Source organism: Microbacterium sp. NRRL B-14842, assembly GCF_050470785.1.
On the sequence record NZ_JBFLUM010000001.1, the window covers coordinates 2395690 to 2415069 of the forward strand.

25 protein-coding genes are annotated in these 19380 nt (G+C 69.6%); 10 read left to right on the forward strand and 15 right to left on the reverse strand.

Translation table 11 applies throughout. The annotated features are described in order from the left end of the window. Nucleotides 1-3 precede the first annotated feature (3 nt). Together AB1285_RS11770 and AB1285_RS11775 are read right to left on the reverse strand one after the other, a co-directional pair. The gene (locus AB1285_RS11770) at nucleotides 4-654 is read right to left on the reverse strand and encodes a TlpA family protein disulfide reductase (protein ID WP_187663330.1); all 651 of its coding nucleotides are present in this window, start codon (nucleotides 652-654) and stop codon (nucleotides 4-6) included. 55 nt (nucleotides 655-709) lie between these two features. Beyond that, complete coding sequence (locus AB1285_RS11775; protein WP_370428340.1) at nucleotides 710-1114, reverse strand: MerR family transcriptional regulator; 405 nt, start codon at nucleotides 1112-1114, stop codon at nucleotides 710-712. Between the two features lie 55 nt (nucleotides 1115-1169). Here AB1285_RS11775 and AB1285_RS11780 point away from each other — a divergent pair, with 55 nt between their 5' ends. Then, nucleotides 1170-2063 (forward strand): NAD(P)/FAD-dependent oxidoreductase, encoded by an 894-nt coding sequence (locus AB1285_RS11780; protein WP_280567161.1) that lies wholly within the window; start codon nucleotides 1170-1172, stop codon nucleotides 2061-2063. Nucleotides 2064-2130: 67 nt separating this feature from the next. On the opposite strand, the gene AB1285_RS11785 is transcribed toward AB1285_RS11780, so the two are convergent. Both AB1285_RS11785 and AB1285_RS11790 read right to left on the reverse strand, forming a co-directional pair. After that, entirely contained in the window at nucleotides 2131-2772 is a 642-nt protein-coding gene (locus tag AB1285_RS11785; RefSeq protein ID WP_366236319.1) for a histidine phosphatase family protein, read from the reverse strand. A 1-nt stretch (nucleotide 2773) separates the two neighbouring features. After that, a complete protein-coding gene (locus AB1285_RS11790) occupies nucleotides 2774-3163 on the reverse strand; it encodes a DUF5684 domain-containing protein (RefSeq protein WP_187663326.1) in 390 nt (129 codons plus the stop codon). Between the two features lie 131 nt (nucleotides 3164-3294). Between AB1285_RS11790 and aspS the strand changes: the two genes are divergently transcribed. Then, a complete protein-coding gene (gene aspS, locus AB1285_RS11795) occupies nucleotides 3295-5073 on the forward strand; it encodes an aspartate--tRNA ligase (RefSeq protein ID WP_187663325.1) in 1779 nt (592 codons plus the stop codon). 107 nt (nucleotides 5074-5180) lie between these two features. Here aspS and AB1285_RS11800 read toward each other — a convergent pair whose 3' ends face one another. After that, nucleotides 5181-5954 (reverse strand): sulfite exporter TauE/SafE family protein, encoded by a 774-nt coding sequence (locus AB1285_RS11800; protein WP_187664096.1) that lies wholly within the window; start codon nucleotides 5952-5954, stop codon nucleotides 5181-5183. A gap of 107 nt (nucleotides 5955-6061) precedes the next feature. On the opposite strand from AB1285_RS11800, the gene AB1285_RS11805 reads away from it, so the two are divergent. The 5 genes from AB1285_RS11805 to AB1285_RS11825 all read left to right on the forward strand — a co-directional run bounded on the left by AB1285_RS11805 (nucleotide 6062) and on the right by AB1285_RS11825 (nucleotide 10663). Next, the gene (locus tag AB1285_RS11805; protein WP_187663324.1) at nucleotides 6062-6577 is read left to right on the forward strand and encodes a GNAT family N-acetyltransferase; all 516 of its coding nucleotides are present in this window, start codon (nucleotides 6062-6064) and stop codon (nucleotides 6575-6577) included. A gap of 135 nt (nucleotides 6578-6712) precedes the next feature. Continuing rightward, complete coding sequence (locus AB1285_RS11810; RefSeq protein ID WP_370428341.1) at nucleotides 6713-7852, forward strand: ABC transporter substrate-binding protein; 1140 nt, start codon at nucleotides 6713-6715, stop codon at nucleotides 7850-7852. After that, entirely contained in the window at nucleotides 7849-8787 is a 939-nt protein-coding gene (locus AB1285_RS11815; RefSeq protein WP_370428342.1) for an ABC transporter permease, read from the forward strand. The genes AB1285_RS11810 and AB1285_RS11815 overlap by 4 nt, the downstream gene beginning before the upstream one ends. After that, entirely contained in the window at nucleotides 8784-9575 is a 792-nt protein-coding gene (locus AB1285_RS11820; protein WP_259952941.1) for an ABC transporter permease, read from the forward strand. Before AB1285_RS11815 ends, AB1285_RS11820 begins: the two co-directional genes overlap by 4 nt. Further along, nucleotides 9572-10663, forward strand: a complete 1092-nt coding sequence (locus tag AB1285_RS11825; protein WP_370428343.1) for an ABC transporter ATP-binding protein — start codon at nucleotides 9572-9574, stop codon at nucleotides 10661-10663. The genes AB1285_RS11820 and AB1285_RS11825 overlap by 4 nt, the downstream gene beginning before the upstream one ends. Nucleotides 10664-10764: 101 nt before the next feature. On the opposite strand, the gene AB1285_RS11830 is transcribed toward AB1285_RS11825, so the two are convergent. From AB1285_RS11830 to AB1285_RS11875, 10 genes are all read right to left on the reverse strand, one after another. Beyond that, on the reverse strand, nucleotides 10765-11520 hold the full coding sequence (locus AB1285_RS11830; protein ID WP_187663319.1) for an amino acid ABC transporter ATP-binding protein: 756 nt from the start codon (nucleotides 11518-11520) through the stop codon (nucleotides 10765-10767). After that, on the reverse strand, nucleotides 11517-12314 hold the full coding sequence (locus AB1285_RS11835; protein ID WP_187663318.1) for an amino acid ABC transporter permease: 798 nt from the start codon (nucleotides 12312-12314) through the stop codon (nucleotides 11517-11519). The genes AB1285_RS11830 and AB1285_RS11835 overlap by 4 nt, the downstream gene beginning before the upstream one ends. A 34-nt stretch (nucleotides 12315-12348) precedes the next feature. Next, the gene (locus tag AB1285_RS11840; protein ID WP_187663317.1) at nucleotides 12349-13161 is read right to left on the reverse strand and encodes a basic amino acid ABC transporter substrate-binding protein; all 813 of its coding nucleotides are present in this window, start codon (nucleotides 13159-13161) and stop codon (nucleotides 12349-12351) included. 143 nt (nucleotides 13162-13304) lie between these two features. After that, nucleotides 13305-13607: a Dabb family protein gene (locus AB1285_RS11845; RefSeq protein ID WP_366237438.1), complete on the reverse strand. Its 303-nt coding sequence runs from the start codon at nucleotides 13605-13607 to the stop codon at nucleotides 13305-13307. Further along, complete coding sequence (locus AB1285_RS11850; RefSeq protein ID WP_025104461.1) at nucleotides 13604-13900, reverse strand: glutaredoxin family protein; 297 nt, start codon at nucleotides 13898-13900, stop codon at nucleotides 13604-13606. The genes AB1285_RS11845 and AB1285_RS11850 overlap by 4 nt, the downstream gene beginning before the upstream one ends. Continuing rightward, nucleotides 13897-14199, reverse strand: coding sequence for a rhodanese-like domain-containing protein (locus tag AB1285_RS11855; RefSeq protein ID WP_187663315.1), 303 nt, complete (start codon nucleotides 14197-14199; stop codon nucleotides 13897-13899). The genes AB1285_RS11850 and AB1285_RS11855 overlap by 4 nt, the downstream gene beginning before the upstream one ends. 79 nt (nucleotides 14200-14278) lie before the next feature. Beyond that, a complete protein-coding gene (locus AB1285_RS11860; protein WP_003792170.1) occupies nucleotides 14279-14377 on the reverse strand; it encodes a 30S ribosomal protein bS22 in 99 nt (32 codons plus the stop codon). A gap of 114 nt (nucleotides 14378-14491) precedes the next feature. Further along, on the reverse strand, nucleotides 14492-14683 hold the full coding sequence (locus AB1285_RS11865) for a helix-turn-helix domain-containing protein (protein ID WP_025104463.1): 192 nt from the start codon (nucleotides 14681-14683) through the stop codon (nucleotides 14492-14494). A gap of 75 nt (nucleotides 14684-14758) precedes the next feature. Continuing rightward, nucleotides 14759-15685: a cyclase family protein gene (locus AB1285_RS11870; RefSeq protein ID WP_370428344.1), complete on the reverse strand. Its 927-nt coding sequence runs from the start codon at nucleotides 15683-15685 to the stop codon at nucleotides 14759-14761. Between the two features lie 244 nt (nucleotides 15686-15929). Further along, nucleotides 15930-16346, reverse strand: a complete 417-nt coding sequence (locus AB1285_RS11875) for an ArsR/SmtB family transcription factor (protein WP_187663313.1) — start codon at nucleotides 16344-16346, stop codon at nucleotides 15930-15932. A 104-nt stretch (nucleotides 16347-16450) separates the two neighbouring features. On the opposite strand from AB1285_RS11875, the gene AB1285_RS11880 reads away from it, so the two are divergent. The 3 genes from AB1285_RS11880 to AB1285_RS11890 are packed head-to-tail and all read left to right on the forward strand — an operon-like array spanning nucleotide 16451 to nucleotide 19379. Beyond that, on the forward strand, nucleotides 16451-17881 hold the full coding sequence (locus AB1285_RS11880; RefSeq protein WP_187663312.1) for a TrkH family potassium uptake protein: 1431 nt from the start codon (nucleotides 16451-16453) through the stop codon (nucleotides 17879-17881). Beyond that, nucleotides 17874-18545 carry a potassium channel family protein gene (locus tag AB1285_RS11885; protein ID WP_025104470.1) on the forward strand — a complete coding sequence of 224 codons (672 nt, stop codon included), beginning with the start codon at nucleotides 17874-17876 and terminating at the stop codon, nucleotides 18543-18545. The genes AB1285_RS11880 and AB1285_RS11885 overlap by 8 nt, the downstream gene beginning before the upstream one ends. 57 nt (nucleotides 18546-18602) lie before the next feature. Continuing rightward, nucleotides 18603-19379: an ABC transporter ATP-binding protein gene (locus AB1285_RS11890; protein WP_280567205.1), complete on the forward strand. Its 777-nt coding sequence runs from the start codon at nucleotides 18603-18605 to the stop codon at nucleotides 19377-19379. Nucleotide 19380: the final 1 nt, after the last annotated feature.

Genomic DNA, 19380 nt, shown 5'->3' on the forward strand with positions numbered 1-19380 from the left:
ACATCAGGAGTCCTCCGCGAGCGCGTCCTTGACGAGCGTGGAGAGGACGGAGGTGCCGTCGATCGGACCGATGATCTTCGCGGCGACGCGCCCCTGCTTGTCGAGCACGAGCGTGGTGGGGGTCGCCGAGATCGGCACGACCTTCGCGAAGGCGAGCTTGGCTTCGGCGGTGTCGACGTCGATGAGGCTCGGGTACGTGATCCCGAACTCGTCGGCGAACGCGGCCGCGGTGTCGGCCTGATCCCGCGTGTTGATGCCGATGAACTGGACGTCCGCGTCGCTGTGCTCCTGCCAGACGGCCTCCAGGTCGGGGGCCTCGACGCGGCACGGGGCGCAGCCGGCGTACCAGAAGTTGACGACCGCGACCTGTCCTGCGATGTCGGCACTGTCGAAGTCCTCGCCGTGCTCCGTGACTCCGGCGAACTCGACCGGCTCGCCACGCTCGGCGACGGGGATCTCGACGATCGCGCCGTCGGCGGCGACGTACCCGGTGTTCTCGCCGCTCAGGAACGACTCGCTCACGGCGTCGGGGGCGCAGGCGCTCAAACCGACGGCGAGCACCGCAGCGAGCGCGGCTCCGCCCAGGCGGCCGAGGGGCCGAAGACGGGAGGGGCGGCCGTTGCGGATCGGGTGAATCCTGGAAGCGCGGGACACGTCTCCGAGTTTACGCAGAGCTTCCTATGCATCGGCCGGGTACCCCCGGGGGGAGTCACAAGCGCGCGAGCACGTCGTCCACCCCGGCGCGGAACCGCGGACAGGTCGCGATGTCGTGCGCCCGGCACCCCATGGCGTGCTCCGTCATTTCCCGGGATCGCCGCATCTCCTCCATCCGCCTGTCGAGGTCGTCGAGATGCTGCTGCAGCACCTGATGCCGGCCCGCGCTGCCGTCGTCGAGGAGCACGGCGATCTGGTCGAGGCTCATGCCGGCGGCCTTGCTGCGCTGGATGACGGCGATGCGCACGACCTCGTCCTCGCCGTAGCGACGCCGGCCCGCCGCGTCCCGGGGTGGCCGCAGCAGGCCGACCGTCTCCCAGTGCCGCAGGACGTTCGTCGGCAGGTCGAAACGCGCGGCGACCTCGCCGACGGACCAGGGATGCAGGTCGCTTGACTTCATGTTGACATGAAGTCACAGACTGGTGCCGAACGCAAGACGCGAGAAGGGAACCCCCATGTACGACGCGATCGTGATCGGTGCCGGCCCCGCCGGACTCCAGGCGGCGCTCACCCTCGGACGGATGCATCGGCCGGTGCTCCTGCTGGACTCCGGCGAGTACCGCAATGGCACCGTGCAGCATATGCACAACATGATCGGTGCCGATGGGAAGGCCCCGGCGGACCTCCGCGCCCAGGCCCGGGCCGAGCTCGCGGCCTATGCGGACGTCGAGGTGCGGGACGTCGCGGCGCAGCGGATCTCCGGCGACGCAGAGACGGGGTTCTCGGTGAGCCTCGCCGACGGGTCGGTGACCGACGCACGACGGGTGATCCTGGCGACCGGCGTCGCGGACGATCTCCCGCCGGTGCGGGGTCTCGCCGAGCTGTGGGGCGTCCGGGTCTTCAGCTGCCCGTTCTGCGACGGACACGAGCACGCCGGGAAGCCGATCGCGATCCTCGGCGCGGCACCCCGGGCGGCCCATCTGATCGGGTTGCTCGGCCGGATCGTCGGCGAGATCACGGTGGTCCCGGTGGGAGAGCCGTTCGCCGCGGAGGACCGTACCGCGCTGGAGGAGCTCGGGGTACGGGTGGCCTCCGCTCCGGTCGAGGCTGTCGCCGCGCACGGAGACGGGGTGCGGGTGCGCAGCGCCGAGGGCGACCTCGACGTCGCGGGCGTGTTCGTGGCCTCCGGCACGATGCGACACCGGGCGCCCTTCGCCGCCGACCTCGGGCTGCGGATGCTGGAGTCGGGGTCCATCGAGATCGATGAGTTCGGGAGGACGTCGCGTCCTGGGGTCCTCGCGGCGGGCGACCTCGCCCATCGCGCGACCCTCCCCGGCCCGATGGCCTCGGTCCTGCTCGCCGCCGCCGCGGGACAGCTCGCCGCGGTGGGAGTGATCCAGTCCCTCTGACTTCGAATCGCCCGATTGGTCCCATCTCCGGGCCGGATGGGGCCATTCAGGCGATTCGAACAGGTGGTCAGACGGCCCCGACGTCGACAGCACCGCCGGTCGCGGCGGGCTCGGCGTAGGAGACCTCGCGCCAGACGTCGCCCACGCGTTCGAACGAGGTCACACTCGACAGGGCGCAGCGGCGGGTCCGCGGGTCATGCTGCAGCGGGAGGCCGGCCACGCGGAGGTGCGTGATCCAGATCGGCGCCTGATGCGACACCATGACGATGTCCCCCGCGGTCGGGATCTCGGCCGCGGCCGTCCATGCCTCGTCCATCACGCCGAGCATGCGCTCCGCGATCGAGGCGTACGGCTCCCCCCAGCTCGGCAGCGACGGCTGGCGCAGGTGCCACCAGTTCACCGGATTCATCAGCGACCGCCGCATCCGGGTGCCCTCGAACACGTTCGTCGGCTCGATCAGGCGGATGTCCGTCTCGGGTTCGAGGTCGAACACCTCCGCGAAGGGGGCGGCCGACTCCTGCGCGCGCTCCAGAGGCGACGCGAACAGCGCGGTCACCGGATCGCCGAGCCCGACCACATGCTCCGCCGCCGCCTGCGCCATCTCCTCCCCCGCGGTGCTGAGGTGATAATCGGGCAACCGTCCGTAGAGCACGCGGGACGGGTTGTGCACCTCACCGTGGCGAACGAGGTGCAGAAGTGATGCCGCCACGTCAGACCTCGCGGTAGCGGGACTCGCCGAAGCCGAGGACCAGATAGCCGATGTAGGGGAAGAGGAACAACAGGAAGAAGGAGAACACCCCGCCCTTGCCGAAGCGCGCGCCGAGCTTGAATGCGACGATGACCCCGAGGATGAAGTTCGCGATCGGCACGAGGTAGAGCAGGGCGAACCAACCCGACATCCCGGCGATCTTCACGAGGAACACGACATTCACGATCGGGATGATCGCGAGGATTCCGGGGTACCCCGCCTTCGTGAAGACCTTCCACAGCCCGACCACGACGAGGATGTAGAAGATGAGGGCGATGAGCCCTGTCGTGCCGGAGAAGATCGCGCCGAACAGGTCGGGAAGGCCGTTGCCGTCCGAGATGGAGAGGTTCATGGGGTGCGCCTTTCGTCGTGGCGATCCTACTGAGGTGCCGCTGCTCCGCGCAGGCGACCCGGCCGGGAAGGGCCGGGACGCCCGCGTAGACTGGGCGGGTTCATCTTTCCCCGGATCAGGAGGAATCCTCCGTGCTGCGCACCCACTCCGCAGGCTCCCTGCGCGCCGAGAACATCGGTCAGACCGTCACCCTCACCGGGTGGGTCGATCGTCGTCGTGACCACGGAGGCGTCGCTTTCATCGATCTGCGGGACGCGTCGGGCATCGCCCAGGTCGTCATCCGCGACGAGGAGATCGCCCACCCGCTGCGCAACGAGTTCGTCCTCAAGGTCACCGGGGAGGTGTCGCGTCGCCCCGAGGGGAACGCGAACCCGAACCTGCCGTCCGGCGAGATCGAGGTCATCGCGGCCGAGGTCGAGGTGCTGAACGAGTCGGCGCCGCTGCCGTTCCAGGTCTCGACCGCTCTGGCCGACACCGAGACCGTCGGCGAGGAGGCACGCCTCAAATATCGCTACCTCGACCTCCGCCGCCCGGCCGCCGCCTCCGCGCTGCGCCTGCGGTCCGACGTCTACAAGGCGATCCGCGACGTCCTGCACGCCGAGGACTTCACCGAGGTCGAGACCCCGACCCTCACCCGTTCCACGCCGGAGGGCGCCCGCGACTTCGTCGTCCCGGCCCGTCTGCACCCGGGCAGCTGGTACGCCCTGCCGCAGTCCCCGCAGCTCTTCAAGCAGCTGCTCATGGTCGGCGGTGTGGAGAAGTACTTCCAGATCGCCCGCTGCTACCGCGACGAGGACTTCCGCGCCGACCGTCAGCCCGAGTTCACGCAGCTCGACATCGAGATGAGCTTCGTCGACCAGGAGGACGTGATCGCCCTCATGGAGTCGCTCATCGTGGCGATGTGGAAGACGATCGGCGTCGAGGTGCAGACCCCGCTGCCGCGGATGACGTACGCCGATGCCATGGCGAAGTACGGCTCCGACAAGCCCGACCTCCGCTTCGGGCTCGAGCTCGTCGAGGCGACCGAGTACTTCACGGACACCCCGTTCCGCGTGTTCCAGGCGGAGTACGTCGGCGCGGTGCGCATGCCCGGCGGTGCGAGCCAGCCGCGCAAGCAGCTCGACGCGTGGCAGGACTGGGCCAAGCAGCGCGGCGCGCGCGGTCTCGCCTACGTGCTGTTCAACGAGGACGGCACCCTGGGCGGCCCCGCCGCGAAGAACCTGTCCGAGGCCGAGCAGGCGGGACTGGCGGAGTTCGTCGGCGCCGAGCCGGGCGACTGCGTGTTCTTCGCCGCCGGTGCCACCAAGGAGAGCCGGGCGCTGCTCGGCGCCGCACGGGTCGAGATCGGCCGTCGCCTCGGGTACCTGAACCCGGACGAGTTCGCCTTCACGTGGGTCGTCGACGCCCCGATGTTCGAGCCGGCCGCGGATGCGGTCGCCTCCGGAGACGTGGCCGTGGGTGCGGGCGCCTGGACGGCCGTGCACCACGCGTTCACGGGCCCGAAGCCCGAGTTCGAGGACACGTTCGACAGCGACCCCGGATCGGCCCTCGCCTACGCGTACGACATCGTGTGCAACGGCTCGGAGCTCGGCGGCGGGTCCATCCGCATCCACCGCGAGGACATCCAGAAGCGGGTCTTCGAGGTCATGGGCATCAGCGACGAGGTGGCGCAGGAGCAGTTCGGCTTCCTCCTCGACGCGTTCAAGTTCGGCGCTCCCCCGCACGGCGGCATCGCGCTCGGCATGGACCGCGTGCTCCAGCACCTGACCAAGACCGAGTCGATCCGCGACGTCATCGCCTTCCCGAAGTCCGGCAACGGCTTCGATCCCCTCACCTCCGCTCCCGCTCCGATCACCCCGGAGCAGCGCGCCGAGGCCGGCGTCGACTTCACCCCCGAGGACGAGGCCTGACCCGCCGACACCCCGTCTTATCGCCGAGACCCCGGGACACTGCCGCTGGCAGCCCGGGGTCTCGTCGCGTACCCGGGGTCTCGGCGAACAAGAAGAAGAAGGGGGGGCTAGGCGAAGAGGGGGGCGAGGTTCTCGTTCCACACGTCGACACCGAGCTTCGCGATGAGAGCCACCACCACGACGAGGAACACCACGCGGATGAAGGTCGTGCCGCGGGAGATGGCCATCCGCGAGCCCAGGTAGCTGCCGGCGACGTTCGCGACCGCGAGGATGCCCCCGAGCAGCCACAGCACCGAGCCGTGCGGGATGAAGAGGAGCAGCGCCCCCGCGTTCGTCGCGAGATTCACGATCTTGGCCTTCGCGCTCGCCTGCAGGAAGTCGTACCCCAGCAGCGCGACGAGGGTGATCACGAGGAAGGTGCCCGTCCCCGGACCGATCATCCCGTCGTAGAACCCGATGCCGAGCCCGGCCAGCCCGGCCATGATGTGGTGCTTGTGCCCGTGGAAGCGCAGCTGCGTCGCCGCCCCGAGCTGGGGACGGAGCGCCGTGAACAGGGCGACCGCCAGCAGCGCGATCACGATGATGGGCTTGAAGGCGGCCGGGGGCAGCACCGTCGCGACCGCCGCGCCGCCGAACGAGCCGATCAACGCGATCACCGCCATCGGCAGGGCCGTGCGGAGGTCGGGCTTGGCACGGCGGTAGTAGGTGATGCTGCTGGTCGCGGTCCCGAACACGGAGGCGAGCTTGTTCGTCGCGAGCGCCTGGACCGGGGCGATGCCGGGGATGAGGAGCAGTGCCGGAAGCTGCAGCAGTCCTCCGCCGCCGACGACCGCGTCGATCCACCCGGCACTGAACGCCGCCACGATGATGAGGATCAGCATCCCCCAGGTGAGCTGCTCGAGTCCGAGGAGGCTGCCGATATCCACCCCGCCATGATTCCAGACCCGCGGGCACCGTCACGCAACCGCGCCGCTGGCAGACTGGGGTCATGCTTCCCGCTCTCCCGCTGCCGCACCCGTTCGCGTCGAGGAGCGGGGACGCTGTGCTCCGGAGAGCGAGCGAGGCCGACGCCGACGCCGTCATCGCGCTGCTCGCCGACGACCCGATCAGCGCCGCCCGCGGCGACGTGGCCTCCGACGAGGACCGCCCGGCGTACGAGCGCGGCCTCCGCGAGATCCTGGCCGATCCCTCCAACGACCTCCTCGTGGTCGAGCTCGACGGCGCGGTGGTCGGCACCCTCCAGCTCACGTCGATCCCGGGCATGGCACGCCGCGGCGCCCGGCGGCTGCTCGTCGAGGCGGTCCGGGTGCGCAGCGACCTCCGCTCGTCCGGCATCGGCTCCGCGGTCATGCGGTGGGTCGGCGATGCCGCGGCGCCCGCCCTCGGCGCGGCCATGGTGCAGCTCACCTCTGACGCCGCCCGCACCGACGCACACCGGTTCTACGAGCGCCTCGGCTACGTGGGCTCGCACCGCGGCTTCAAGTACACGGTCCGGCACGACTGATCCCCCGGCGCATTCCTGCGCCACCCGCCCGACACCGACCGTTCACCCGCGCCGCTCCCCGCGGCTACCTCGGGCTCATAGTGTCCTCTCGCAACCCGACACCGGCGTGCAACGCCGGACACCGAGAGGACACTCATGGCACGCTCCATCCGCCGCGCACGCATCGGCGCCGGCATCGCCCTGGCCACCACGGCCGTCATCGCACTGACCTCCTGCGCCTCGGCGACCGACGCCCCGGCCGCCGGCGACGACGCCGTGGACGCGGCGCGCGCGACGTCGGTCGAGGACTTCGGCTCGTTCGCCGACCTCGAGGCCGCCGCGAAGGAGGAGGGTCAGCTCAACGTCATCGCCCTCCCGCGCGACTGGGCGAACTACGGCGAGATCCTCGACCTCTTCGCCGAGAAGTACCCCGAGATCACCATCAACGAGGCGTCGCCCGACGTCTCCAGCGCCGAGGAGATCCAGGCCGCCGAGACGAACAAGGGCCTCGACACCGCCCCCGACGTCTTCGACCTCGGCCTCACCGTCGCTCTGCAGAACATCGACGCCTTCGCTCCTTACAAGGTCCAGACCTGGGACGACATCCCCGACGAGCTGAAGGAGCCCACCGGCCTCTTCGTCGGCGACTACGGCGGGTACATGTCGATCGGCTACGACTCCTCGAAGTTCGAGGCGCCGGCTGAGCTGTCCGACCTGCTCTCCGCCGACTACAAGGGTGCCGTGGCCATCAACGGCGACCCGACGCAGGCCGGCGCCGCCTTCGCCGCCGTGGGCCTGGCGACGGTGCAGTCGGACGGCACGCTCGACGACTTCCAGCCGGGCATCGACTTCTTCGCCGACCTGCAGAAGGCCGGGAACCTGCTCAAGGTCGACGTCACGACCGCGACCGTCGCCAGCGGCGAGACCCCGGTCGTCTTCGACTGGGACTACCTGAACGCCGCGCACACGGCCGACAACCCGAACTGGAAGGTCGAGGTCTTCGACGGCACCGGCTACGCGGGCTACTACAACCAGGCCATCAACGTCGACGCGCCGAACCCGGCGGCCGCGCGTCTGTGGCAGGAGTTCCTCTACAGCGACGAGGTGCAGAACCTGTGGCTGAAGGGCGGCGCCCGTCCGGTGCGCATGGAGGCGATGACCGAAGCGGGCACGATCGACGAGAAGCTCGCGGCGGCTCTCCCGGAGGCCCCGGAGGAGACCGTCGTGCCCACCGAGGAGCAGTCCGAGAACGCCGGCACGCTGCTCGGCGAGAAGTGGGCAGCGGCGGTCCAGTGACCTCTCTCGTCGCACCGGGGGTGGATGCCGCGGCGTCCGCCCCCGTCACCGCCGCCGGACCCGCGTCGCACGCGCGGGCCCGGCGGTCTGCGCCGTCCACGGCGTGGCTGGGGCTCGTGCCCTTCGCCGCCTACGTGCTGCTGTTCCTCGCCCTGCCCACCGTGCTCGCGATCGGCTCCGGGTTCTTCGACGGCGACGGCGCTTTCACCTGGACGAACGTCGCCGCCCTCGGCGACCCCGTCGTGCTCACGACCTTCGCGAACTCGGCGGGGCTGTCCCTGCTCACCGCGGCGGTCGGCGCCACCGTCGGCGCCTTGGTCTCCTATGCGTTGCTCGGCATGAACCCGGACGGCGTCGTGCGGCGATCCGTGGACGCGGCCGCCGGGGTCCTCGCGCAGTTCGGCGGCGTCATGCTCGCCTTCGCCTTCATCGCCATGATCGGCATCCAGGGCGTGGTCACCGTCTTCCTCCGCGACACGTTCGGCATCGATATCTTCGCCGAGGGCACCTGGCTGTACGAGCTGCCCGGCCTCATCCTCCCGTACATCTACTTCCAGGTGCCGCTCATGGTCATCACCTTCCTCCCCGCCCTCGCCGCCTTGAAGCCGCAGTGGGTCGAGGCGAACCTCACCCTCGGGGGCAGCAGGGCGAGCTTCTGGCTGCGGATCGGCCTCCCGGTGCTGGCGCCGTCGTTCCTCGCGAGCCTGCTGCTGCTCTTCGCGAACGCGTTCTCGTCCTACGCCACGGCCGCGGCGCTCGCGAGTCAGGGCTCGCAGATCGTCCCGCTGCAGATCCGCACGGCGCTCACGAGCGAGACGCTGCTCGGCCGGGAGAATCTCGCGGGCGCTCTCGCCCTCGGCATGATCGTCGTGGTCGGCGTCGTGATGGCGCTGTACTCGGTCATCCAGCGACGCGCCGCGCGGTGGCAGGCATGAACGGCCTCGCCCCGTCCCGCGCGACCCGTGCGGTGATCGGCATCGTGGTCGGCGCGTTCTTCGCTGTGCCTCTCGTGTCGACGTTCCTCTTCACGCTGCGCGGCACGGACGGCCTCTCCTTCGCGCACTGGGCCGCCCTCGTCGACCCCGCGGCGTCGGCGAGTCTGAAACCCATCTGGACGGGGCTCGGCAACTCGCTGATCCTCGCGGTGGTGACCGTGGCGATCGTGCTGTTCCTCCTGGCCCCCACGATGATCCTCGTGAACCTGCGCTTCCCCAGGCTGAAGGCGGCCTTCGAGTTCGTCGCGCTCCTCCCGATCTCGATCCCCGCGATCGTCCTCGTGGTGGGCCTCGCGCCGATCTACCTGCAGATCGGTCGGACCCTCGGCACCGGCACCTGGACCCTCGCCTTCGCCTACGGCGTCACCGTCCTCCCCTTCGCGTTCCGCTCGATCCAGGCGTCCATCGATGCCGCCGATCTGCGCACGCTGTCCGAGGCAGCACGCTCGCTCGGGGCGGGGTGGCCGACGGTCGTGCTCCGCGTCCTCGCGCCGAACCTCCGACAGGGACTGCTCGCCGCCGCGCTGATCTCCATCGCGGTGGTTCTCGGGGAGTTCACGATCGCGTCCCTGCTCAACCGACAGGTCTTCCAGACGGCGATGGTCGTGGTGCAGAAGCAGGACCCGTTCGCGCCCGCGATCTTCACGCTGCTCGCCCTGCTGTTCGTCTTCCTCCTGCTCCTGCTCATCGGCCGCGTCGCCCGCGGTCCGCGAAAGGCCCGCTCATGACCCTCGATCACGCGCTCCCGCGCACCAAGGACAACCTGCTGCTCGCCCAGGCCGGCGAGGGTACGCGGGTCGAGCTGCACGGCATCGTGAAGAGCTACGGCGGTACGAGGGTGCTGCACGGCGTCGACCTCGACATCGCTCCCGGGGAGTTCGTCTCCCTGCTCGGCCCGTCCGGCTGCGGGAAGACCACCCTGCTCCGCGTGCTCGCCGGACTCGAGGGCGCCGACGAGGGGACCGTCCTCCTCGGCGGCGGAGATGTCTCGCGGGTGCCGACCAACCGGCGCGACATCGGGATGGTGTTCCAGTCGTACTCGCTGTTCCCGCACCTCCGCGTCGTCGACAACACGGCCTTCGGGCTCCGTCGTCGGGGTGTCGGCAAGGGTGAGGCGGCGCGACGGGCCCTCGACGCGCTCGCCCTCGTGGGTCTGGCCGACCTGGCCGACCGGTTCCCGCATCAGCTCTCCGGCGGGCAGCAGCAGCGGGTGGCCCTGGCTCGCGCCCTCGTCACGGAGCCTCGGGTGCTGCTGCTCGACGAGCCGCTGTCGGCACTCGACGCGAAGGTGCGCGTGCAGCTCCGTGACGAGATCCGGCGCATTCAGCTGCGGCTCGGCATCACGACCGTGTTCGTCACGCACGATCAGGAGGAGGCCCTCGCGGTGTCCGACCGGATCGCGGTCATGAACGCGGGTCGCATCGAGCAGATCGGCTCCCCGGAGGAGCTGTACACCACCCCCGCGAGCGCCGAGGTCGCCGCGTTCGTGGGCCTCTCCAGCGTCGTGTCCGGGGTCGCCGAGGGCGATCACGTCGTCGTGTGGGGGCAGCGTCTTCCCTTGCAGACCCCCGCCGATGGCCCCGTCGACGTGTACCTCCGCCCGGAGAACGTGCGCTTCACCTCCGCGGAGGATGCCGCCACAGATGCCCTCGTGGAGGAGAGCACGTTCCTCGGCAGCATGCGGAGAACCCTCGTGCGCACCGAGTCGGGCGAGCTCGTCCGCGTGCAGCACGCACCCACCGTGCACCCGTCGTTCGGCGACCGCGTCCGGATCGCGGTGACCCCTGTCCCGGTGGTCGCGCGTCCGCGCGGCTGACCCGAGACCCCGGGTTCACGTCGAAACCCCCGGCTGCAGACGTCTGCAGCCGGGGGTCTCGGCGAATCCCCGGGGTCTCGGCGACACCACGGCGGAGCGAACTACAGGACGCGGGAGAGGAAGTCCTTCGTGCGCTGGTGCTGCGGATTCGCCAGCACCTCGCGGGGGTCCCCCTCCTCGACGATCTGTCCGCCGTCCATGAAGATCAGCCGCGAACCGACCTCGCGCGCGAAGCCCATCTCATGCGTCACGACGAGCATCGTCATGCCCTCATCGGCCAGCGACCGCATGACCTGCAGGACCTCGCCGACGAGCTCCGGGTCGAGGGCCGACGTGGGCTCGTCGAACAGCATCATGTCGGGGTTCATGCACAGCGCCCGCGCGATGGCCACCCGCTGCTGCTGTCCGCCGGACAGGTGCCCGGGGTACGCGTCGGCCTTCTCCGCGAGCCCGACGCGCTCGAGCATGGCGCGGGCCACCTTCTCCGCTTCGGCCTTCGAGCGTTTCTTCACCCGCTGCTGCGCGATCGTGAGGTTGCCGAGCACGCTGAGGTGCGGGAACAGGTTGAAGCTCTGGAACACCATCCCGATGCGGGTGCGCACGCGGTCGATGTCGATGTCGGGATCGGTGATGTCGATGCCCTCGATGAGCACCTTGCCGCCTGTGGGCTCCTCCAGGAGGTTCACGGAGCGGAGCAACGTCGACTTGCCCGACCCGGACGGGCCGATCACGCAGACGACCTCGCCGGCGAGCACCGTCAGGTCGATGCCCTTGAGCACCTCGTTGTCGCCGAAGCTCTTGTGCAGGTCCTGGATAGCGATCGCGGGGGCCTGCACGTCGATCAGGTCGGTGCTCATCGTGTCCTCGCCATCCGACGCTCCAGCCACGCGCTGAAACGCGTGAGCGGGATCGTCACGATCAGGTAGAGGATCGCCGCCATGATCAGCGGCGTTCCGTTGGCGTTCTGCGTGCTGGCGTCACGGGCGAAGGTCGTGAGTTCCTTCGACCAGATGAACGTGCCGACGACGAACAGCAGCGAGGTGTCCTTCAGCAGCAGCACGAACTCGTTCGTCAGCGGCGGGATGATGATGCGGAAGCCCTGCGGTACCACGATCCAGAACGTCGTCTTCATGGGCGACATGCCGAGCGAACGCGCGGCCTCGGTCTGCCCCTTCGGCACCGCCTGGAGTCCCGCGCGGATGGTCTCGGCCATGTACGCCGACGCCACGAGCACGAGACCGATCAGGCCGAGCACCACGGGACCGCCGAGCTCCTGCGCCCGCACGCCGAGCGCGATCGGCACGATGAACCCGATGGCGAAGATCGTGAGCAGGGCGGGGAGCCCGCGGAACAGTTCGATCCAGACGGTCGCGATCCACCGGAACGGACCGATCTCGGACAGCTTCATCAGCGCGAGGATCACGCCGAGGAGAAGGCCGCCGGCGAACGCCACCGCCGTGAACCACAGCGTGTTGACGAGCGCGGTCGTGATGATCCCCGGCAGCATCTTGGCTGCGACCTCGGGGTTGAAGAAGAGCTGCCCGAGCCGGGACCAGTCGGTGCTGAACGCGACCCAGACGGCGATCGCGATCAGCACCGCATAGACGGTGTACCGGTACAGCTTCTGCTTGGTGGTGCGCCTCAACGCCATTGTCAAGGTCCTCCCGACCTCCGTGTTCCCCGGCTCAGTTCGCCGTGAAGTACTGGTCGTAGATCTTCTGGTACTCGCCGTTGTCCCTCAGATCCTTGAGCGCACCGTTCACGGCGTCGAGGAGCTCGTCCTTCTCGCCCTTCGCGAACGCGAAGCCGTAGGACTCGTCGGTCTCGTAGGTCTCGACGATCTCGTACGCGGAGTCGGCCTTCTCGTGCTCGAGGTTGACGGGCTGGTCCTGCAGGATCGCGTCGATCTGCCCCGCCTGGATGGCCGGCCACAGCTCGCCGTCCGACGGGTACTGGACGAGCTGCGCGCCCTTCGCGTTCTCGGTCGCGTAGGCCTCACCCGTCGTACCCTGCTGCACGCCGACGTTCTTGCCGTCGAGGTCATCGATGGACGTGATGCCGGAATCGGTGCGCACGAGGAGCGACTGCAGCGAGTCGTAGTACGGGTCCGAGAAGTCGATGTTGGCCTTGCGCTCGTCGGTGATCGTCATGGCCGAGGCGCCGACGTCGCAGGTACCGGCGGCGAGGGTCGTGCCTGACTGCAGCGCGTCGAAGCCCACATCCTGCACGGACAGCTCGAGGTCGAGCTGCTCGGCGATCGCGCCGAGGAGGTCGATGTCGAAGCCGGTGTACTCGCCGTCGTCACCCTCGAACTCGAACGGCGGGTAGGGGATGTCGGAGCAGACGGTGAGCGTGCCCGCCTCGACGAGGCCGTACTCGTCGCCCGCGGCGGGCTCGCCACTGCTGCCCGCATCGGAGGAGCCGGTGGCGCATCCGGCGAGCGCGAGGGTGGCGGTGGCCGCGATCGCGAGGCCGGCGAAGAGGTTACGACGGGACATGTCGGCTCCTGAGAGTCGGGGGGCGGGTGAGCCCACGGACGGGTAGGAGTTCATCTAAACATGCGGCTCGTCGCGTGACCAATGACATCCGCCTGCGCCGCATCACGTTTGTGTTTCGGTGCGGCGGGGACGAGTCTCGACGCTCAGACCTCGGCGTCGACCGCCACGCGACCGGCGACGACCGAGCGGATGTACCCGGCGACCTCCTCGTGCGCGGGGTGCACCTGATACTGCTCGAGGTCCGCGACGGAGTCGAAGTCGGCGACCAGGGTGACGTCCCAGTTGGCGTCGGGGTAGACGTCGTTCGCGCCGGCCCAGATACTGCGCAGCTGCGGCACGACCCCGTCGAGGGCGTTGAGGCGGCGGGCCACCTCAGCCGCCTGGGCCTGCCGCTCCCCCGCGTCCTCCGCGGCGAGCTTCCAGGTCACGACATGGCGGATGGTCATCGCAGCTCCTTCTGGTCGGCGCGGGCCTCCGCGTCGACGGCTTCTTCCAGCGCCTCGCGCAGTCGGTCGGGGGACACGCGCCAGTGCGCATGCAGTCGCCCGTCGATGAGGACGACCGGGATCTTCTCCCACCACTGCTCGTACAGGGCGGGGTCGTCCTGGATCGACGCCTCGACGATCTGGATGCGCTCCGCGGCGGCGTCCGGCAGCTCGGCGACGACCGCGTCGACGACCTCGGAGGCCACGGCGCACAGATGGCAGTCGGGCTTGCCGATGAGGGTCAGCGTCGTCACGACGACGGGACCTCGACCTCGCGTCCCTGCGCGATCCACTCGCCGGTGCCGCCCTCGACGTTGGTGGCGTCGTAGCCGCGGGCCTCGAGTGCTTCGACCACACGGGCCGAGCGGCCGCCGGCCTGGCAGATCACGTCGAACGACTCCGCGGGAAGCTCTTCCAGGCGGTTGCCGATCTCGGACATCGGGATGTTCACGGCGCCGGGGACGTGTCCTGCCTGGAACTCGTTCACCTCCCGGACATCGATGAGGGGCGTGCCGGAGCGCTCGGCGAGTTCGGCGACGGTGATCGACTTCATGACATCCTCTCGGCGGTGCGGAACGGCGCGCAGAGACACAAAGCGCCCGTCCGAAGACAGGCGCTCGGTGTCTGGCCGCTTACTTCTTGTTGCGGCGCTGGTGGCGAGTCTTGCGAAGCAGCTTGCGGTGCTTCTTCTTCGCCATGCGCTTGCGGCGCTTCTTGATGACAGAACCCACGGAAACCTCACTAAGTCAGGGGCTGGGTGTCGCCGGAATCGGACACCCGGGTACGAGCACGAAAAATGCCTCGGATCATCCTAGCAAACTCAGGAGGGTGCCCCGCGCCCTCTGTCAGCCGGCGTCGGCGATGGGCCGCTGCAGAGCCTCCGCGACGGCGGACTCCGGCACGCGGTAGCTCCGTCCGAACCGGATGGCGGGAAGGTCACCGGCGTGCACGAGCCGGTACACGGTCATCTTGGACACGCGCATGAGCTCGGCGACTTCGGCCACCGTCAGGAATCGGACGTCTGGAACCTCGGGCATCCCACGTACCCCTTTCTCGATGAGCACACTCTATGGGGTCGCTGGGACGCGTGTAAACCCGCGTGACTGCTGTGATCAGTGAGATATCGGCATGGTCGCGAACGCCCGGACCGGGAACGTGCCGAACCCGCGGATCGCCGGAGGGGCCGCGGTGAACCGCGCCCCGCGCGCGGGGAGGCGGTCAAGAGCGGTGAGGTGCTCGACGACGTGCACGCCCGCTGCGAGGAGGATGCTGTGCGCGGGCCGCTCCCCGCCGCTCTCCGTGTCGTCGATGTTGAGCGCGTCGATGCCGACGAGGCGCACCCCGGCGTCGACGAGGAATCGTGCGGCGTCCTCGGTGAGGAAGGGTGCGCCCGTGCCGTAGTCGGGGGTGCCGAACAGGCGGCTCCAGCCGGTGTCCAGGAGAACCGCGCTGCCGCGGAGCTCGCGGTCGGCGAGCGTCGCTACCTTGATGCCCCGCCGTTCCGTGGTCCAGGCGTCGCGGAGGTGGAAGACCTCGGCAGGGAGATCCACGAGGGTGTCGAGGTCGAGCGCCGCCAGGTCCGCCCCGTCCGCATAGCGGTGGAACGGGGAGTCGAGGTACGTCCCGGTGTTGCCGATCATCGTGATCACGTCCATCGCGAACTCCGTCCCCGGCGCGTAGCGCTCGCGAGAGGCCGCGCGGGTGAGGTGCGGGGTGATGCTCGGCGCGGGCAGCCCGGGATACGTGACCATGCCCTCGGCGATCGGGTGGCTCAGGTCGACGACTCGGTCGGCGCGATCTGCAGGAGCCGGTGCCACGACGCCACGACTGCCTCGGTGCGGCTCGGAGACGATCTGCAGGTCGCGGAGCTCGACCCCGCCCACGAGCGTCAGGCCGAGGTGTGACACGAGCAGGCTCGAAACCTCCTCGGCCGTCATGTTCTTCCGCGGCAGATCGAGTCGGAACCCCTGTCCCTGCAGCCCGCCGCCGTTGGCGAAGGTGATCGCGAAGTCGAAGTGCGCGCGGTACTCGTCCGTCATGTGCCCATCCTGCCCGACGGGCTCCTCCGGAACGATGCGTGGCCCCGCCCTGCCCCACCGGCACGCCGACGTCCAGCCCGCGCATAGCCCGCATTGCCCGATCGCTCAGACAGCCCTGCCAATGTCGAGTGCAGGACCCGTGCCGGCACCTGCCGAGTCCGCGCGGATCTGGGGTGCGCACACCGCCCCCGACGGCATCCCCCCTGCCGTCGGGGGCGGTTCTCCGTCCGGGCGGGGCGTCGGGTCAGGCGCCGAGGCGCTTCAGCGCATTGGCGACCACGTGCTTGGCGGATGCCGCTGCACGCCCGACGACCTCGGCCGCGTGTGCAGCACCGTCGGGGATCGGAGCGCCCGGGTATGCGATGTCCGGCGCGGTGTCGCCGAACGCGTCGACGAGGAACGGGACCAGCCAGTCGTCGACGGCCTCGAGCGGCGCGACGGACAGGCTGTAGAAACGGCGCTGGCCGTCTTCGCGGACGGTCACCAGCTCGGCGTCCCGGAGCACCTTGAGGTGCTTGGAGACCGTGGGCTGGCTGATGCCGAGGTCGGCGACGATCTGGCTCACGCTCGTGCCGGACTCGCCTTCGGACGTGCGGCGGAGCAGGAGCTGGAGGATGTCGCGCCTCGTACCGTCTGCGATCACGTCGAAGATGTCCGTCATGTGATCAGGGTAGTGCGCCCCGGCACGGAGTACCATGACGAAGGCTCGGCGAGAGGCGCCGTGCTGCCGCCGGGGAACGGACGGCGCAGAAGAAGGGGGCAGCGATGTCGGGCATCGTTTCGGCGTCGTCTCCTCGCACCGGTCTCCCCGGAGCCGCCGGCCGGGTGAAGCACCTCATCACCTCGTCGCCCTCCCGGTTCGCGATCGCCGTCTTCGCGCTGCTGATCCTCGTGTTCACGGTGCTGTTCTCGCTGCCGATCGCCTCCGCCAGCGGCACGGTGACACCGCTCAGCGATGCGCTCTTCACCGCCGTCTCCACGATCTGCGTGACGGGCCTCGCGACCGTCGACATGGCCAACCACTGGTCGCCCTTCGGCCACGTCGTCGTGTTCATCGGCGTCAACATCGGCGCCCTCGGCGTGCTGACCCTCGCCTCCCTCATGGGGATGCTCATCTCGAAGCGCCTCGGCCTGCGGGCCAAGCTCATGGCGGCCGGCGACACGAATCCGCTCCGCGCGCACGGCGGCGTGGTCAACGAGAGCCAGACGGTGCGCCTGGGCGAGGTGGGCCAGCTGCTCACCACGGTCGCCCTCTCGGCCCTCTTCATCGAAGCGGCCCTCGCCGCCCTCCTCTACCCGGCGCTGGTGATGGCGGGGGTGGACCCGATCGCCGCGCTCTGGGAGGCCCCGTACTTCTCGGCGATGGCCTTCACCAACACCGGCTTCGCGCCGAACGACGGCGGGGTGGCCGTCTTCGCCGACGACTACCTCGTGCTGTCACTCCTCATGGTCGGCGTGTTCCTCGGGAGCATCGGCTTCCCGGTGATCTACACGCTCGCGAAGCACGTCTGGCACGTCAAGCGCTGGTCGCTGCACTCGAAGCTGACCATCGTCACCACCGTGCTGCTGTTCATCCTCGGCGCGGCCGCCTTCCTGATCCTCGAGTACAACAACCCGAAGACCTTCGGCTCGATGGACGCCGCTGACACGACCTTCCAGGCGTTCTTCCTCTCCGCGATGACCCGCTCCGGCGGCTTCAACGTCATCGAGATGGACGACCTCAACGGCTCGTCGCTGCTCGCTGCCAGCATGCTCATGTTCGTCGGCGGCGGGTCCGCGTCGACGGCGGGCGGCATCAAGGTGACCACGCTCGCGGTCCTCGCGATCGCCGTCTGGTCCGAAGCGAAGGGCCGCCAGTCCGTCGAGGCGTTCGGCCGCCGCATCCCCAGCGACGTGCAGCGCGTCGCCCTCAGCGTCGTCGCCTGGGGTGCCACGATCGTCGCCCTGTCGACCATCGTGATCGCGCAGATCACCAAGGCCGACATCAGCCACGTGCTCTTCGACGTCATCTCCGCATTCGGCACCGTCGGGCTCTCCACCGGCCTCACCGGCGAGCTGCCGGATTCCGCCTCGTACGTCATGGCCGCGACGATCTTCATGGGCCGCGTTGGTACAGTGACTCTCGCTGCGGCAGTCGCCGCGACATCGCGCACGCAGTACTACTCACTGCCCGTGGAAAGGCCGATCGTTGGTTGAAGTCCTTCGGGGGGACGCTCCCGTCCTCGTCATCGGTCTTGGCCGGTTCGGCGCCGCCTGCGCCGGCGAACTCGACCGCCTCGACCGCGAGGTGCTCGCGATCGACGATAACCTCGAGCTCGTGCAGAAGTGGTCGGACCGCGTCACGCACACCGTGCAGGCCGATGCGCGCAACATCGACGCGCTCCGTCAGATCGGCGCCCAGGACTTCCAGGTCGCGGTCGTCGCCGTCGGCTCCTCGATCGAGGCGTCGGTGCTCATCACGGCCAATCTCGTCGACCTCAAGGTGCCGCAGATCTGGGCGAAGGCCGTCTCCCAGTCGCACGGCAAGATCCTCGCCCGGGTGGGCGCCAACCACGTCATCTACCCCGAGCGCGAGGCCGGCGAGCGCGTCGCGCACCTCGTGAGCGGGCGCATGCTCGACTTCATCCGCTTCGACGACGACTTCGTCCTGGCCAAGATGTACCCGCCGAAGTTCATCCGCGGGGTCGGCCTGAACGAGTCCGGTGTGCGCTCGAAGTACAAGGTCACGGTCGTCGGCGTGAAGAGCCCTGGCAAGCCGTTCCGGTACGCCGAGGCCAACACCATCGTCACCAACCACGACCTCATCATCGTCTCCGGGACGAACAGCGACATCGAGCGGTTCGCCGCCCTCGACCGCTGAACCGGGTCCTCCCCGCGACGGATGCGCCCGCCACGGCCGCCGTGGTGGGATGGGGGCATGAGCGATCACGCCCCCGCACCGCCCGTCCTCGCCCTCCGCGGGCTCCGCAAGCAGTTCGGGCAGAAGGTCGCCGTCGACGCGCTGTCCCTGGATGTCCCCGCAGGTTCGATGCTGGGGCTGCTCGGCCCGAACGGTGCGGGCAAGACGACGACGCTCGCCATGACCACGGGGCTCCTGCGCCCGGACGCCGGGACCGCCTGGGTGCTCGGCGCCGACGTCTGGCAGGACCCTGCCGCCGCGAAGGCGCGGATGGGGGTGCTCCCCGACGGCATTCGGATGCTCGACCGCCTCACCGGCGCCGAGCTGCTGCGGTACACCGGCCTGCTGCGCGGGATGCCGGAGGCGGAGGTCGTCTCCCGCTCCGGTGAGCTGCTCGACGCGCTCGGCCTGACGGAGGCCCGCGACACGCTCGTCGTCGACTACTCGGCCGGCATGAAGAAGAAGATCGGCCTGGCCTGCGCGCTCATCCACGCGCCGCGGCTGCTGATCCTCGACGAACCGCTCGAGGCGGTCGACCCGGTCTCCGGACAGACGATCCGGCAGATCCTCCGCTCCTTCGTGGACGGCGGCGGCACGGTCGTCCTCTCCAGCCACGTCATGGAGCTCGTCGAGTCGCTGTGCGACCGCGTCGCCATCGTGGCCGAGGGCCGCCTGCTGGCCCACGGTGCGCTCGACGAGGTGCGCGCCGGGCTCACGCTGCAGGAGCGCTTCCTCACCCTCGTGGGCGCGCACGACCTCGGAACGGAGACGCTCGCGTGGTTGCGCTCCTCGTAGG

What these genes read in the sequence shown, in the direction of transcription:
- AB1285_RS11835 (WP_187663318.1), bottom strand. Translation starts at nt 12,314, where the DNA reads ATGGCGTTGAGGCGCACCACCAAGCAGAAGCTGTACCGGTACACCGTC.
- AB1285_RS11880 (WP_187663312.1), top strand. Translation starts at nt 16,451, where the DNA reads ATGTCGGGCATCGTTTCGGCGTCGTCTCCTCGCACCGGTCTCCCCGGA.
- AB1285_RS11825 (WP_370428343.1), top strand. Translation starts at nt 9,572, where the DNA reads ATGACCCTCGATCACGCGCTCCCGCGCACCAAGGACAACCTGCTGCTC.
- AB1285_RS11800 (WP_187664096.1), bottom strand. Translation starts at nt 5,954, where the DNA reads ATGCTGATCCTCATCATCGTGGCGGCGTTCAGTGCCGGGTGGATCGAC.
- AB1285_RS11805 (WP_187663324.1), top strand. Translation starts at nt 6,062, where the DNA reads ATGCTTCCCGCTCTCCCGCTGCCGCACCCGTTCGCGTCGAGGAGCGGG.
- AB1285_RS11845 (WP_366237438.1), bottom strand. Translation starts at nt 13,607, where the DNA reads ATGACCATCCGCCATGTCGTGACCTGGAAGCTCGCCGCGGAGGACGCG.
- AB1285_RS11870 (WP_370428344.1), bottom strand. Translation starts at nt 15,685, where the DNA reads ATGACGGACGAGTACCGCGCGCACTTCGACTTCGCGATCACCTTCGCC.
- AB1285_RS11820 (WP_259952941.1), top strand. Translation starts at nt 8,784, where the DNA reads ATGAACGGCCTCGCCCCGTCCCGCGCGACCCGTGCGGTGATCGGCATC.
- AB1285_RS11780 (WP_280567161.1), top strand. Translation starts at nt 1,170, where the DNA reads ATGTACGACGCGATCGTGATCGGTGCCGGCCCCGCCGGACTCCAGGCG.
- AB1285_RS11840 (WP_187663317.1), bottom strand. Translation starts at nt 13,161, where the DNA reads ATGTCCCGTCGTAACCTCTTCGCCGGCCTCGCGATCGCGGCCACCGCC.
- AB1285_RS11865 (WP_025104463.1), bottom strand. Translation starts at nt 14,683, where the DNA reads ATGCCCGAGGTTCCAGACGTCCGATTCCTGACGGTGGCCGAAGTCGCC.
- AB1285_RS11830 (WP_187663319.1), bottom strand. Translation starts at nt 11,520, where the DNA reads ATGAGCACCGACCTGATCGACGTGCAGGCCCCCGCGATCGCTATCCAG.
- AB1285_RS11875 (WP_187663313.1), bottom strand. Translation starts at nt 16,346, where the DNA reads ATGACGGACATCTTCGACGTGATCGCAGACGGTACGAGGCGCGACATC.
- AB1285_RS11855 (WP_187663315.1), bottom strand. Translation starts at nt 14,199, where the DNA reads ATGAAGTCGATCACCGTCGCCGAACTCGCCGAGCGCTCCGGCACGCCC.
- AB1285_RS11775 (WP_370428340.1), bottom strand. Translation starts at nt 1,114, where the DNA reads ATGAAGTCAAGCGACCTGCATCCCTGGTCCGTCGGCGAGGTCGCCGCG.
- AB1285_RS11790 (WP_187663326.1), bottom strand. Translation starts at nt 3,163, where the DNA reads ATGAACCTCTCCATCTCGGACGGCAACGGCCTTCCCGACCTGTTCGGC.
- AB1285_RS11810 (WP_370428341.1), top strand. Translation starts at nt 6,713, where the DNA reads ATGGCACGCTCCATCCGCCGCGCACGCATCGGCGCCGGCATCGCCCTG.
- AB1285_RS11890 (WP_280567205.1), top strand. Translation starts at nt 18,603, where the DNA reads ATGAGCGATCACGCCCCCGCACCGCCCGTCCTCGCCCTCCGCGGGCTC.